This is a genomic window from Pirellulales bacterium (genome assembly GCA_019694435.1).
Classification (GTDB): domain Bacteria; phylum Planctomycetota; class Planctomycetia; order Pirellulales; family JAEUIK01; genus JAIBBZ01.
Window position 1 is genome coordinate 72096 of record JAIBBZ010000006.1, and the last position, 15285, is coordinate 87380.

The 15285-nt window shown below is 63.6% G+C and carries 9 protein-coding genes and 1 tRNA gene; 8 read left to right on the top strand and 2 right to left on the bottom strand.

Translation table 11 applies throughout. The features are described from left to right. The first annotated feature begins 91 nt into the window (after positions 1-91). The 3 genes from K1X74_07445 to K1X74_07455 all read left to right on the top strand — a co-directional run bounded on the left by K1X74_07445 (position 92) and on the right by K1X74_07455 (position 3711). Complete coding sequence (locus K1X74_07445; protein MBX7166168.1) at positions 92-1162, top strand: putative zinc-binding peptidase; 1071 nt, start codon at positions 92-94, stop codon at positions 1160-1162. 207 nt (positions 1163-1369) lie between these two features. Continuing rightward, positions 1370-2401: an SgcJ/EcaC family oxidoreductase gene (locus K1X74_07450; protein MBX7166169.1), complete on the top strand. Its 1032-nt coding sequence runs from the start codon at positions 1370-1372 to the stop codon at positions 2399-2401. A gap of 590 nt (positions 2402-2991) precedes the next feature. Then, entirely contained in the window at positions 2992-3711 is a 720-nt protein-coding gene (locus tag K1X74_07455) for a hypothetical protein (protein MBX7166170.1), read from the top strand. Between the two features lie 1025 nt (positions 3712-4736). On the opposite strand, the gene K1X74_07460 is transcribed toward K1X74_07455, so the two are convergent. Next, positions 4737-5552, bottom strand: coding sequence for a hypothetical protein (locus tag K1X74_07460; GenBank protein ID MBX7166171.1), 816 nt, complete (start codon positions 5550-5552; stop codon positions 4737-4739). Between the two features lie 329 nt (positions 5553-5881). Between K1X74_07460 and K1X74_07465 the strand changes: the two genes are divergently transcribed. Next, positions 5882-7453: a VWA domain-containing protein gene (locus K1X74_07465; GenBank protein ID MBX7166172.1), complete on the top strand. Its 1572-nt coding sequence runs from the start codon at positions 5882-5884 to the stop codon at positions 7451-7453. A 59-nt stretch (positions 7454-7512) separates the two neighbouring features. Beyond that, complete coding sequence (locus K1X74_07470) at positions 7513-7947, top strand: hypothetical protein (GenBank protein ID MBX7166173.1); 435 nt, start codon at positions 7513-7515, stop codon at positions 7945-7947. A 78-nt stretch (positions 7948-8025) separates the two neighbouring features. Here K1X74_07470 and K1X74_07475 read toward each other — a convergent pair. Next, a tRNA-Gly gene (locus tag K1X74_07475) sits at positions 8026-8098 on the bottom strand. A 297-nt stretch (positions 8099-8395) separates the two neighbouring features. Here K1X74_07475 and K1X74_07480 point away from each other — a divergent pair. The 3 genes from K1X74_07480 (at position 8396) to K1X74_07490 (ending at position 15158) form a co-directional block, all read left to right on the top strand. Then, positions 8396-10636, top strand: a complete 2241-nt coding sequence (locus tag K1X74_07480) for a serine/threonine protein kinase (GenBank protein MBX7166174.1) — start codon at positions 8396-8398, stop codon at positions 10634-10636. 174 nt (positions 10637-10810) lie between these two features. Continuing rightward, positions 10811-12430: a hypothetical protein gene (locus K1X74_07485; protein MBX7166175.1), complete on the top strand. Its 1620-nt coding sequence runs from the start codon at positions 10811-10813 to the stop codon at positions 12428-12430. A gap of 10 nt (positions 12431-12440) precedes the next feature. After that, on the top strand, positions 12441-15158 hold the full coding sequence (locus tag K1X74_07490; GenBank protein MBX7166176.1) for an SUMF1/EgtB/PvdO family nonheme iron enzyme: 2718 nt from the start codon (positions 12441-12443) through the stop codon (positions 15156-15158). Positions 15159-15285 lie beyond the last annotated feature (127 nt).

Consider the following 15285-nt stretch of genomic DNA (forward strand, 5'->3'; position numbering starts at 1 on the left):
CGTCTGGCGGCTCAATTGCCGTGGACCGGTTGTGGTACGCAACGTGCACTGACCACTGGTTCCTGCGTCATCCGCGGCCCCGGGTGCTCCGATGCGAACGTTCGTCTGCCAATGTGGTCGCCCGCTGTTCTTCGAGAACAGCTTGTGCCTGAATTGCCAACGCGAAGTCGGGTTCTGTCCGGTGTGCAGCCGCATCGCGGCATTGGTGCCCGAGCATGACGGCCACTACCTCTGCGGCAATCCGGCGTGCGGGGCGCGGCTGGTCAAGTGTGCAAACTACGTCGAATACAGCGTCTGCAATCGCTGCTGCCGCGCCGATGCACCCGGCGCGACGACGCTCTGCGATTGCTGCCGCTTCAATCACACGATTCCCGACCTGCAGGTGCCCGGCAACTTGCAGAAGTGGTACCGTCTCGAAGCAGCCAAGCGGCGGCTGTTCTACGAACTCGACCAGCTCCAGTTGCCATACGGTACGGAAGCCGATGGGTTCACGCCGGCGCTGTCGTTCGCCTTCATGGCCGACTTGCTGCCGAACCAGCATTGGCAAACGCTGACGGCCGACACCCAGGTCTTCACCGGCCATGAAGGCGGCCGGATCACGATCAATATCCGCGAGGCCGACGACGTCGAACGTGAAAAGGCCCGCGTCAATCTCGGCGAAAAGAAGCGCACGCTGATCGGTCATTTCCGGCACGAGATCGGGCACTACTACTGGGACCTGCTCGTCAAAGACCACCGCGAAACGGAATCCCGCGCGGTGTTCGGCGATCACACGAGCCCCGACTACGCCACGGCCATGGATGCCTACTATCAGAACGGACCGCCTGCCGACTGGCAGGATCGCCATATCAGCGCCTATGCCACGATGCATCCTTGGGAAGACTTCGCGGAAACCTGGACCGGCTACCTGTCGATGATCAGTGCGCTCGATACGGCCGCGCACCTGCGGCTGTGCGGCAAGTTCAATCCGCTGCGCACGCGCACGAAGACCCTGGTGCGCCGCTATCAGCAACTCGGCCTGGCGATCAATGAAGTAAACCGCAGCGCCGGATTGCTCGACGCGGCCCCGGAGATCATCTCGCCGGGCGTGGTCAAGAAGCTCGATTTGATCCGCTTGCTGATCGAGTCGGGCCGCCGCACGGCAGCCCCCACCGCCAGCTAAACCGCGTTCCCTGGCGGGCGGGCCAGGGCGCTCGCGCTTCGAGAAATCGCGCCCCTGGCGCAGACCTTTGTTGCCGGCGCGACGGAGACAGCGCCACCCCCGGCACGATAGAAGCGAGCAGCGCCCAGAGCTACAATGGTGCCCGCTGCGAAAATGATCGGGGTGCAGACGCCGGCCCAGGGCGGAGCCATCGTGGGCCGGTGAGCGGTGAAGCCCAGCGCTGCAGGCGTCGAGGAGGGCAGACGCGCCTGCTCCACAATTCTCAGAAAGCATGCATCCATGACTTTTCGTGCAGGCACTGCCCTTCGGCCGATGGGGACTTCGTTCTTCGGCGTGCTGATCGCATGCACCCTCGCGACCCAGCCAGCATCGGCAGAAGAGCCAACCGCCGGCAAGCGTGAGGCCGCAAACGCGACGCCAAATGCTCGTCCCGAGGATGCGGCAGCCATTCGCGCCTTCATGGCTTCCTTCGCCAAGGCCTTCGAGGCCCGCGACGCCAAGGCGCTCGTCGCACATTGGACCTCCACGGGCGAGTATCGAAACTCGCAAGGCGTCAACCTGCGCGGACGGGACAAACTCGAGCAATCGTTCGCAGAGTTCTTCGCGACCACGCCCGAAGTGACCGCCCAGGTCGAGCCCAGCGAATCGCGGTTCTTATCGCGCGATTCCGCTTGGGAAGAAGGACACGTGATCATCCGGCGCGGACCAACGGAGAGCGCAACCGACGCGCACTACAGCGCTCTCTTGGTGCGCGAAGAGGGTCAGTGGCGTCTGGCGATGCTCAGCGAATCTCCTGGCACAGAACCCCTGATCGCAGATCTATCCTGGCTGATCGGCGATTGGGTTTCGGCCGCAGGCGAAAATGCCGAGCTTCGTGCCACTTACGAATGGGCGCCCAACAAGAAGTTCATTCACGCTCGGTTCACGCTCAAAGAACAGAATATCGCCTTCACCGGCCATCAGGTCATCGGCGTCGATCCCGCGACCGGCCAGCTTCATTCCTGGACGTTTGAAGCAGACGGCGGAATCGGCGAGGCCGACTGGTTTCGCGACGGCGACAACTGGGTGCTCGATGTCACGGGCACGCTCGCCGATGGCCGCTCGCTGACGGAGACCAACATCTTGCGACTTGTGAGTGCGGACGTGCTCACCTGGCAGTCGGTGAATCGCTTGCTCGACGACAAGGACTTCCCCGACCTTCCCCCGGTCAAGGTCACGCGCGTCAAACCCAACAAATGACGCGGTCGTAACCGTTGAATCTTCGCACAAACCACACGATGCATAGAAAGTGTCCCATGCGGATTGGAATTCTTGCTGGCTCGCTGCTCGTAGCGGCGATTGTTGTTCCTGAGCATCCGACGTTCGCTCAACGTGGCGGCGCGCGCGGGCATGGCGGTGGGGCCGCGCAGCGCGGGGGCGGGAGCGCTTTTCGGGGCGCAGGAGCTGGTCCAACACACGGAGCAGGCTTCGGGGGCGGGCTATCAACCGTTGGTGCCAGCCGCGGCGCGCCAGGTGGCGGAGCCAAGCGAGCGGCAGGTGGTCAACCAGGTGCGGGCTTTGGCGGCGCTGGCGCGCGCCCCGGCGTAGGGGGGGCCGGCGCCGGTGGATCTCATAGCGGAGTTGGCGTGCGTCCCGGCGCCGGTGCAGGGAGACCGGGCACACCCCATAGCAACGCTAGCCGCCCTGGTACAACCGCCGGCGGCGCCGGCGGTCCAGACAGCGGCATCGGCGTTCGACCAGGCGCGGGAGCTGGACGTGCAGGGGCCGGCGCCGGTGGCATTGGCGGACCGGACAGTGGCATCGGTGTCCGACCAGGTGCCGGCGCAGGAATGGCCGGCACGCCAGGCACACAATATCGACATGCCGACGATTACGCTGCGCAGGCCAACGCGTTTCACGCCGACGCCGACCGCTACGTCGTCTACTCGCCGGCCACGTTCGGGGCGTACCCCAATGCCTGGCTGCCTGTGAATCTCACGTCGGCGTCGCTCTACACGCACCCCGGTTACGGCGCGCTGGCGCGCGGCTGCCGTCTGGCCGCACAGCCGGTGCCCTACGACTACGGCGGCAACGTCGTGATTCAGAACGACGCGGTGTATGTCAACGGCGACGCGGCGGGCACGCCCGAGGAATATGCCTCACAGGCCACACAGATCGCCGGCGCTGGACAAGCGGCCGAGCCTCCCGCGGATTCCAAGTGGCTGCCTTTGGGTGTGTTCGCCGTCGCCGAGGGCGATGCCACGAGTTCCGACGACGTCTTTCAATTAGCCATCAACCCGCAGGGAATCATTCGCGGCAATTATCACAATCTCAAGACCGACGAATGCGTGCCGATCAGCGGCTCGGTGGATCAAAAGAGCCAACGCGCAGCCTGGACGATCGGCGGGGATCAGGCCCCCGTCTACGAAACCGGCATCGCCAACCTCACCAAAGACACCGCGTCGCTGCTCGTCCATCTCGCCGACGGAACATCGAACCAACTCACGCTGATTCGACTGCAGCAGCCGGCAGGCGACTCCGCCGCAGGAAGCACGCCGCCCACGCAGTGACAACGATCCAAGGTTCGTGGCAGCTTTCCACTCAAGTGCGGTCCTGCAGCGTGAGAACCGCAACCCGATTCGGCCACAGAGCTCACCGGGCAATGTAACTTCGGACAGCTTCGCGCGCCGTGATACGACTTCCAGTCGGACGACCGCCTGGCCGCGATCCTCGTCTCTGCGAAAATCTCTGCAAGGCTAAGAGGGTGTCGTCGTAAGTCGAAAGCGGGCGACGAGACTCGAACTCGCGACATCCAGCTTGGGAAGCAACGGGCCCCGAATTCTAAGTGCTAACCGCAAAGCACTTACGCCGACACCGAACGGCGCTTGTACCAACGCTTGTACCGGCGACGCGGATTCGGCCGTCGGCAGTGCTTCGAGAGATGCCTCGATGGCGGGCGCGGGACTGGTCGAGGCGCCGGCCGCGCTGGTGGCTCGACTGACGCCTGAGGAACGGGCGGCGCTGGCGAATGCGATCAATCGCTGACGCCGAAAAATCCAAGCGTAAATCCATGAAGTCGTGCGACGGAGCCAATTGCTTTTGGCAATAGCCGAGGGGCAACGATGGGTGGATTCGGCAGCGGACGACGGGGGTGATGGGATGCCAAGCGGACGGTCGAGCAATGCTTTACGCTCAAGGTCGAGCAGCTTGCCCGGGAGGAGTGCCTGCGGCCCGGTGTGCGGAGCGTGGCCACGACAACGTTTTCACGACCGGAAGGCACGGTCCGAAAGACCTCGGTCCGGCTGCGGTGCTTTTTTGAGCAAACGACTGGCCGCCGGTGCCTGGCGCTCTCACCAGTGCGTTCGACGGTGGGCCGATCGAGATGTGGTTGAGCCTGACGACAACCGAACCACACCTCGGCGGGCGGCGCTGGTGAATCGTGTGCCCTTGTTGCGGCGGCTGTGTTGGCCAGCTGCACTTCGGCGGGCGGTGGTTTGCGCGTCGCGCATGCCACGGAGTGACCTATCGCAGCGTGCAGCAAGGCCAGCGGCAGGCAAGGGGGTGCGAATTGTTCAGTCGCTCAAGTCGCAACGCACTATAAGCGTCCCCAGTCGCGGTAGACCGTGGGATTCGGATTCCGAGATTTGACGATGCCACCGCTTAGTCGTTCACTAAGACCGTCAAACCAGTCCGTGCCTTCGTCCCCGTAAACCTGGTCTAGCGCATCGGTGTAGATTTGGTCGTTCCCGGTGCCTCCGTGGGTCGTGTCGTACCCTGTCCCTCCAGCAAGCGTGTCGTACCCCGCGCCGCCGTTGAGCGCGTCATTGCCTGCATCGCCATAGATGAGGTCATTATCACCTTCGCCATCGAGCGAGTCATTCTCGCTACCTCCGAAGAGCGTGTCATTGCCTGTGCCGCCGAACAGACTGTCTTGACCTGCGCCGCCATCAAGGGAATCCATGCCAACGTCGCCATGAAGCTGATCGCTTCCCTCACTTCCGATCAGCGTGTCATGCCCCAAGCCACCGTGGAGCACATCGTTTCCAACGCCACCAACCAGCACATCCGAGGCGAATCCACCGTACAAGGTGTCGTTGCCGTAGCCCCCATCAATCGTAGCTGGCTTGTCCAGGTTACATTCGACATTGTCGTTGCCTCCGAAGCATTGCACCTCGAGAGACACGATCTCGTCCAGATCGAATGTTCCAGTTGCTTTGGTCGCCAGCGTGACGGCATCGAGCACGCTGACGGTTGCCGTAATGCCGTCTGGCGATGTCATGTAGATGCGGTCGGGTGTGGAATCTCCAATGACCGACAGGACTCCATTGTCGAGTCCGATGACCGCCATCAGCCGGCGATCTTCGCAGCGTTCGATGCCCAGGCGACGAATCTTCTTTGGTAAGCGCGACATCCGGCACCTCAACGGTTAGCGAGCCGGAGATCGCCCCGGCCCTGGGACTCTTGGCGACGACTTCAAGCACTTACCACCGCAGAGCGGCGTCTCGAACGAATTGTTACGCAGCCCGTTACGGCTGATTCTTGCGGCTGGTCGTCCCTCCCAGTAACACTCCATGCCCACCTGCGCTTGGCTACTGGCCGCAGTTGTCGTTATGTCTTGCGGAGCGCGGTAGACTCATTTGCGATCAAGGACGGTCTGCCGACGCGAATTCTGGCAAGCGGCTAGACGAAACCAAAGCTCTAGGGAGGAGTCGTGTCATGTGTCGTCGATGCGTAGGTGTCGTGATTGTCCTGACATCGCTGGTTTTGGCTGGAGATTTCGCCAGTGCAGCGGGGCCGCTGAAGGAGAAGGGCGTCACAGGGATGGTTGACGCGGGATTCGAGGATGGCGACATCATCGCCAAGATTGAAAAAGATGGCATCGACTTCGCGGTCGATGACGCCGCGATTGAGCGGCTGAAGTCCGCAGGCATCACCGATGCCGTGATTGAGGCCTTAAAGACGGCCGCCAATCAGCCTGCGATTCCGGGCAAACAACTGGTCACCTTTGAAAGCGTTCTATCGCTGCTTGAGAATGGCGTTGACTCAGATTTGATTGTTGTGCGACTGCGCAAATCGGGCGCGACATTTGTGCTCAGCAGTGAGCAAGAGAAGCAATTGCTCGCTGCGGGTGCAACCGATGCACTTCTTACCGCGATGAAGTCGCGTGACAAGGACGCTGATACGGCAGAGCCCATCAGTGATCTGGCGATCGTCCTTGATGTCTCGGCTAGCATGCAGGAGCCCACCCCGGACGGACGGCCCAAGGTCGAAGTAGCCAAGGAGGTCGTCAGTGGACTTATTCGGCAATTGCCCGAAGGACTGAATACCGCAGTCGTCGTCTATGGCCATGCCCCAGGCTGCTCGGCTGTCAAAGTGCTGCGGAACCTCAAAGAGTTAAAGGACGCAGAAAAGACCGATTTGATTGCGGCGATCCAAGGCCTTCCGGCTGTCGGCAACACACCCATTGCGTTGGCTTTGAAGCAGGTTGGGCAGCAGTTTGCCAATCGCAAGACCTATTGCGGAGTCGTGTTGATTACTGATGGATTGGAAAGCTGCAATGGTGACCCTTCGGCCGAGGCGAGCCGACTGGCCGAGAACCCGATGTTTCGTTTTGGAATCAACGTGGTTGGCTTCGGATTGAAGCCTCAAGAGAGCGCAGCCACCGCCGAGATTGCCGCCGCCGGCAAGGGACGCTACTACGACGCCAAGAACAGCGAAGAATTGAGTACGGCGATCAGCGAGGTGACTACGCGGATCGGCAAGGGAATTGAGCCCGCACCGTTCAACCCCGAGGCACCGAAGGGACGGCGCGCCATCGTAGTGCTCAAGCCGGCGATCGCCATGCCGTCGATGAAAGAGATCGTCTTGTGTGAGCTAGGCGCGAGCGATGGAACGCTTTATGCGTACGACATCAACAAAGTCACCCAATATGGCGAGGAACTGCGACAACCCTCGGCAGACAAGGTGGACGTGTGGTGGGTTCCCACAGAGGGAATGCCCGTCAAGATGGTCGCCGAGCTTGAAAACGCCGAACGGGAGGTTAAGCAGCTTCAACCCGAAGATTACCTCGGCTTGATTCGTGTGACCACTGAGAATCGACCGCTGAACACTCGCATCGTTGTGACCACCGACGATGCAAGTCCCGGCACCTTGTACGCCTACGATGTTCAGGAAATCACGGGTTACAACAAAGACTTAGTCGTCCCCGTCGGAACCTATAAACTTTGGGTAGTCGAACCGGACCAAAAGCCGATGCTGCTCGAAGAGTCGTTGCAGGTCCGTGGCGGGCAAGTGACCGTCGTCGAGAATTGAGTGTTTGGTTCGCCTGACGGTCCCCCCGGTGACCTGATCCAATCGCTCTGCGAGGTGCGGTGCACGGTTACCCAACCGCGCAACGGTTCGGGCGTGAAATCCTGGACTTTCATTGCGCCGTGGCGATCGATGAACTGGTCCAGGTAGAACTTCGTCTCGTAGAGCGTGCTACCCGCGATCCATCCGCGGACCTGGCTGACATAGGCGGCGACTTCAGCGACAGTGTGGCTGTCGCCAAGATGGCCGGGGCGCTGGACCGGCCGGCTGGACATCAGCTCGTGGAACTTCTGCTCGACGAGCGCTTTGATCTCGGCGTTCTTCTTGCCCAAGACGAGGGGGACCTGCTGTCCGTCGATCTGGACGAACCAGCTACGGCCTTTGCGATACCAGGGTTTGCAGGGGAAACAGACTCTTCGATCCAGAACACGAGGGGGTCAACACTGCCGCGAAGCAGCGGATCGAAAGGTCTGCTGAACACCTCCGGCGCCGGCTAATAGCCGGCAAGGGGGGCATCTTATCCATCACGTCGTGGGCCGTGCCGGGGTTCGGTGCCACGATCGACGCAAGTCAAAAGCGGGCGACGAGACTCGAACTCGCGACATCCAGCTTGGGAAGCTAGCGCTCTACCAACTGAGCTACGCCCGCGGTCGCAGGAGTGGTGCCTGCACACTGTCCCAATATAGTGGTGCACCGTAACGCCGCAATTGCCGCGTGACGCCTGGGCCGAGACCGTGAGTTTCGATGGCCGGCACGCGACAGATGGGGGTGTGCCGGGCAGGCCGATCGGGTTCTCGGTGCTCGCGATTTCGCGGAATTATCGAGAAAACACGCGCAGCTTGCCTCGCTTCCGGGGCCCAATTAGCCTGGAAACTTTGGGCCCCTCGGCGGCGATGCGGCTCCGAATGAGGGGCTCAAATTGTCCGGTTGTCCGGCGGCAAGCTGATGTGGCAGCGCGTCAAGTCCTGGTTTCAGCGCTCGCGCGCGTCGGAGCACGCCGCGCACATGACCTTCAGCGCGAGCCGCAGCCGCGCTTCGATCAGCCGTACGGTCTGGTTTCTGCGCCGCCAGCTTTGGGCCTGGCCGATCCTGGCGGTCATCGGGCTGTCGCTCGTGGGATACTTCGTCAATCGCTCGATTCGACGAACGATGGAGTACAACCTCAGCGGGCAGTTGCAGACCTTGCTCTCGGTCGAGCGATCGATGCTCGAACGCTGGCTGCACGACCAAGAGCTGTTCGCGCTCATGCTGGCGCAGGACCCCCAAGTGCGGCACGCCGTTGTCGAACTGCTCGACGCGCATGACCGCGCGGCCGACGCCGATTCCAACGGGGCCGAAGCGCAACGCAAGGTGGCCGAATTGCGGGCCCTGTTGCTCAAGGAACTCGAGCCGGGGATGTCGGCGCACGATTTTGCGGCTGTGGCGGTGGCCGACAAGCGTCAGCAGATCGTGGCCGCGAACAAAGTGGAATTGATCGGCCGCGTCGTGCCTGAATACGAGCCGTTTCTCTTGCGGGCTCTGGCAGGACACACGACCGTCAGCACACCGTTCGCGAGCGTCGTCGCGCTCGAGGACGTCAACGGCCGCAAACGCACGGGCGTGCCTACCATGTTCGTCTGTGCGCCGGTGCGCGACGACAACTTCCAGATCGTGGGCGTGCTGGGCCTGCGCATCCGGCCAGAAGCAGAGTTTACTCGCATTCTGCAATTGGGCCGGATCGGCGCCAGCGGCGAAACCTATGCCGTCGACAAGGACGGACTGATGGTCTCGAACAGCCGTTTCGACGATCAATTGATCTTGGCCGGATTGATCCCCGACGAGGAAGATTCCGCGTCGATCGTCCGGCTGCTGGTGCGCGATCCGGGCGGCAACATTCCGGGTGGATATCGGCCCCGCGTGCGGCGTCGCGACATGCCGATGACACGGCCCGTGGCGGCCGTGGTGAGCGGTACGACGGGGGTCGAAATCCAAGGCCATCGCGACTATCGCGGCGTGCGCTCGGTTGCTGCCTGGACCTGGTTACCCGATTACGAGCTCGGGCTCATTACCGAAATCGACTACGACGAGGCGTTTGGCCCGCTGGTCATCCTGCAGCGCGTCTTCTATGGCCTGCATGCGTTGTTGATCGCCGGAGCGATCGCGATCTTCGTCTTCACGCTGGTCGTGGCTCGGCTGCGGCGCAATGCCCAGAAGGCGGCGATCGAAGCGAAGCAGTTGGGCCAGTACCGGCTGGAACAGCAATTGGGAAAGGGCGCGATGGGCGTGGTCTACAAGGGCCATCACGCCATGCTCCGCCGGCCGACGGCGATCAAGCTGCTGCAGGTCGACCGCGTTACCGAACAATCGGTCAGCCGCTTCGAGCGCGAAGTACAACTCACCTGCCAGCTCAACAACCCGCACACCGTGGCCATCTACGATTTTGGCCGCACGCCCGAGGGCGTCTTTTACTATGCCATGGAGTATCTCGACGGCATCGATCTGCAAAAGCTGGTCGACGTCTATGGCCCACAGCCGGAAGGCCGGGTGGTCGAGATCATCAAGCAGATGTGCGCGTCGCTCAACGAGGCGCATTCGCTGGGCCTGGTCCACCGCGACATCAAGCCGGCCAACGTGATGCTGAACGAGCGCGGCGGTGAGCCCGACGTGGTGAAGCTGCTCGATTTCGGACTCGTGCGGGCCCTCGACTCGGCCAAGCAGGCCAGCCAAACCTCGGGGGGCATCGTCGGCACACCTCTCTATATGTCGCCCGAGTCGATCCAGACGCCCGATTTGGTCGACGGGCGCAGCGATCTGTATGCGGTGGGTGCCGTGGGTTATTTCTTGTTGACGGGTCATCCGGTGTTCGACGCCCCGTCGCTGGTCGATCTTTGCCAACAACATGTCACGGCGATGCCGATGCCGCCTTCGCAGCGGCTGGGCAAGCCGATCGACCCGGGCCTGGAGCACGCCTTGATGCTGTGCCTGGAAAAGAGCCGTAGCAAGCGGCCCCAAACGGCGCGCGACCTGGCGATGCTGCTCGAGGCGCTCGATGGCGGGCAATGGACGCGTCAGGCGTCGGAAGATTGGTGGCGACGCCATCGCAACAACGAGACGCTGGTGGCGCCTCCGGTCAGCACCAAGCCCGCTGCCGCGCCGCAGACGAGCACCAATCTGCTCGACCAGACGATGTTGCACGATCCGGGCTGACCGCGCTGGCCAGCGGGGACGGGGGGCCCCTGGCTGCGAGCCAGGGGTGACAGCGTCCGGTGCGAATCCGGCCCGGGGCAGGGGCTGTTGCTTGTCAGGCTTCACGAACCCGCACTAAGCTGACGGTGTTCCCGCCGTCGAGGCGGGGGTTTCCCTTGTGTTCGCGAGGCACACATGCGCTTGTTTCACCTGGCGGTCCCGTTGATGCTGCTTGCGGCTTGCCTGGCGCTGGCGCCACATCGAACGTGGGCGGCGAGCAATTGCCTGGTGGTTTGCCCCGACGAGTTCCGCGAAGCGCTCAATCCCTGGCTGGCGTGGCGACGCAAACAAGGGCACCGGATCAAGCTGATTGCCAATCCCGGATCGCCGGCCGACCTGCGGGCAAAAATCCGCGAACTGGCCCGCGGCGGCAAGCTCGATTGCGTGGTGCTGGTGGGTGACGCCGATCCGCGCGCTGCGCGCGACGCCGACCTCCAGCGCGTGTCGATCCCGGTGCACAAGATCGAAGCAAAAGTGAACATCCATTGGGGGCGCGAGCGCGACATCGCGACCGACAACTGGTACGCCGATACGGATGACGACGATCTGCCCGACCTGGCGATCGGCCGGATCACCGCCGACACGTCGCAAGAACTCCAGAAGATCGTCGAGAAGATTCTGAGCTACGAAAAGCAGGCCGATTACGGCACCTGGCGGCGCAGCGTCGATTTCGTGGCTGGCATGGGTGGCTTTGGCCAGATGGCCGACGCGGCGCTGGAGATGGGCGCGAAACGGTTCATCACCCAAGGCCTGCCGCCGGCCTACGACGTGCATGTGACGTATGGCTCGTGGCGCAGCCCCTATTGCCCCGATCCCCGGGCGTTCCACGCCATGGCCGTGGAGCGGCTGAATGCGGGAAATTTGTTTTGGGTCTATATCGGCCACGGCTCGCGGCGCGAGTTGGACGAGGTGAACGTGCCTGGGGACAAGTTTCCCATCTTCGCTTCGCCCGACATTCGTGAGCTGAAAGCCAAGACCGGTCCGGCCGTGGCGATCTTCCTCGCCTGCTACACCGGCGCGTTCGACGACGAGCGCGACTGCCTGGCCGAAGACCTGTTGCGCGCTCCCGGCGCACCGGTCGCCGTGCTGTCGAGCAGCCGCGTGTCGATGCCCTATGGAATGACGGTGATGGGCAACGAGTTGATGCGGCAGTATTTCGTCGATCGCCGCGAAACGCTCGGCGAGATGTTGCAACAAGCCAAGCGCGGCATGCTCGAGCGACCGCGAACCGACGAGAGCAGCAAGCTGCTCGACTCGGTGGCGCCGGCCTTGAACCCCAAGTCGAAAGACCTGGCCGCCGAGCGGCGCGAGCACCTTGCGCTGTTCAACTTGATCGGCGATCCGCTGTTGCGGCTGCCACAACCCGAGGCGGTTGAGATCGAAGCCCCCTCGCAAGCCGAGGCAGGCACGACGATCACCGTCAGCGGCCACAGCAAGGTCGAAGGGACCGCCGTGATCGACTGCGTGCTGCGGCGCGACCTGTTGACGTTCAAGCCGCCCGTGCGGAAGGAATACCAGGCCTCGCCCGAGGTGCTGGCCGCGTATCAACCAACCTACGAACAGGCCAACGACCATACGCTGAGCACGGCGAAGGTGACGATTGGCAAGGACGGCCGCTTTCAGGCCGAGCTGAAGCTGCCTGCCGAGATCACCGGGCCGTGCCACGTGCGAGCGTTCGTCGCCGGACGCAAGGCCTATGCCTTGGGGGCCTTCGACTTGGAGGTCCGGCCGGCCGCGGCCGTCGAGGCGAAGTGATGAGAATCGGATGACCACGGCCGAAACCTCCGCGCAACCGACCCGGCGACCGCGGCGCCTGTGGCGCTGGTTGGGACGGGTTTTGCTCGTCCTGGTGCTGCTCGTCGCCGCAGCACCCTACTTGTTCCGCATCGGTCCGGTGCGACAAGCGATTCTCGGCCTGGCATTCGCCGATTTGAACGGCACGGTCGAAGTCGGCAGCGCGCCCTTGGGATGGGGCTCGCCGTTGCGGCTGTACGACGTCAAGATCCAACCGCAGAGCGGGCCACCGCTCGTCGAGATCCCCGTGATCGAAGGGAGCCGCGCGCTGTGGCGGTTGTTCTACGACCGCGAGGCGATCGGCGTGGTTGAGATTCGCGACCCGCGCGTGAATCTCGTCGTGCAGTCGGGCGGCATGAACTTTCAGCATTTGTTTCCGCCGCGCGAGCGCGACGAAGAACTCGAACAGCGGCGCCGAGAGCAGTTGGCCAAGTCGCGCGTCTCGCTCGATTTGCGATTAGTCAACGGGCACCTGGCGTGGCAAGGCAAGGGGGCCGAGCAACCCTGGGACGTGGGCCCATTCAATCTCGAGGCCGGTCTACAAGGCGGCGACGAACAAACCGCGCCCGAGCTTGTCGTGCAGCCGGGTAAGGTGTTCGACCATGTGACGCTCACGCCGGCGATGTGCCGCGACCTGTTTCAATATCTCGCGCCGGCCTTGGCCGGGGTGACGGCGGCGCAAGGAGCCTTTTCGCTTGAACTGGATCGCTGGCAAATTCCGCTCGATCTGCCGCAGCAGGGCACCTTGGGCGGCCGGTGGACGATTCATCGCGTGGCCGCGTCGCCGGGGCCACTCGTGCAGATGATCGGCTCGATGATCCGCTTCACCACCACGGAAGCCGCCAACGAGTTGCCCGACGATCAGGGGTTGTGGCTCGAATTGGCCAGCGAGTCGACCGTCGTGTTCGAAATGCGCGACGGTCGCGTCTATCACCGCGACCTGCGCTTCGGCCTGGGTAGTTTTCAAATCGAAGAGCGCGGTTCCGTCGGCCTCGACCAGACGCTCGATATCGAAGCCCGGATTCATCTACCCGACGGGGTCCTCGCGCGGCGGCCGTTTCTCAAGGCGCTCAGCGAACAGACGCTCGTCCTGCCGATCAAGGGCACGCTGCAGAAACCGCAGATCGACGCCAAGCGGTTCGGCGGCTCGAGCCTGCAGGCCGTGCTCTCGGCGCTGGATGCAGCCGTGCAGGACAAATCGCGCGACGACGAGCAGCTCGAAGAAGAGCTGCGCGATTCGGGGCTCGTCGGCGACGGCGCCCTGCTGGGCGAGAATGCCTTGATCGACGAGCAAGGTCAGCTCGATCCCGAGAGCTTGAATAGCTTGATCGAAGCCGGCATGACCGGCGCCGGAGAACTGTTGGACTGGTGGCGCCAGCGCCGTGCCGAACAACAAGCCGAAGAGCCTCCGTCGGAGAGCGGCGACACAGCACCCAGCGGCGGACTCTTCCGCCGGCTGCGCAGGCCGCGGCCCGCGGCGGGCGCCCTGCCCGGTGCTTCGGCCGATGGACCGCTCGAACCGGGTGTCGAAACGTTGCCTCCGCCGGTTGCCGACGGTGCGCCGGCGGACGATGCGGGGAGCGCGACCGAGACCCCCGGCGAGGAAAAACCACAACCACGGCGCGGGCGACGTTTCGAGGGTCTCCGCCGACGGCTGCGCGGCGCGGCACCGGCCGAAGATGCGCCGGCCGAAGACAACGCTCCGGCAGAACCTGCACCTGCGAATGATCAAGATCCGGAAGGAACACCTTTATCTGGACCAATGCGGCCTGGTAGCGCGGTGCCGTTGGCGCACGTCGCGAAGCAGGCGCGCCGCGATCATGGCGCCCTCCGGCAGGTCGCCTGGCGCCAGCACCAAGATTCGAACGGCGACGTCGCGGCCGCTGCGCTGGCCGGCGCCAACGCCGGCGACCAGCGCACCGTCGCTGCGATCGCGCTGTGTTGGTGCCCGGCGGGGCGATTCGAAATGGGCAGTCCGCGCAGCGAACCCGAGCGCAGGCCCTTCGAGCAGCAGGTGACCGTGACCCTGAGCCGGGGCTTCTGGATCGGCAAGTATGAAGTGACCCAGGGCGACTGGAAACGCGTCGCCGGCAAGCTGCCCGGCGAGTTTACGGAAGAGCTTCCCGCAGGGGATGACTTGCCGGTGGGCAATGTGAACTTCGCCGAAGCCGAGGCCTTCTGCGCGCAGCTCACCGAGCAGGCACAAGCCGCGGGCGAGTTGCCGGCTGGCTGGGAGTTTCGTTTGCCGACCGAGGCCCAGTGGGAGTATGCGTGTCGAGCCGGCACGACGACCGCCACTTCGTTTGGACCGTCGATCGACAGCCGCCAGGCCAACTTCCGCGGTGAAAAGCCGTACAACGGTGCCGAGCCCGGCCCAACGCTCGGCCGCGCGGCCAAGGTCGGCAGCTATCCGCCCAACCCCTGGGGCATTCACGACATGCACGGCAACACCTGCGAGTGGTGCCGCGACTGGTTTCACAATCGCTATCCCGGGGGCGCCGACCCCGACCTACACGACGCCCTGGCCACCGCCAGCAAGAACGAGGCCGGAGATTACTCGCGTTCGCGCCGCGGCAGTTGTTGGGCCGATCCAGGTTGGCCCAGCCGCTCGGCCTTTCGCCAGCGGTTTGAGCCGGCACGGCGCTACGATCACATTGGTTTTCGGGTCGTGCTGGTGCGGGTCGATTGAATCACGAGCGGCCGATCTCCGCGATCCGAATCGCCCCCGGCTGCGGCAAATATGTCGCGGCCCCCCCAACCGGCACACGAGCTGCACTTCCTCGTCTTCGAGTGTGGAGAGTGGAGAGATGGCCGTT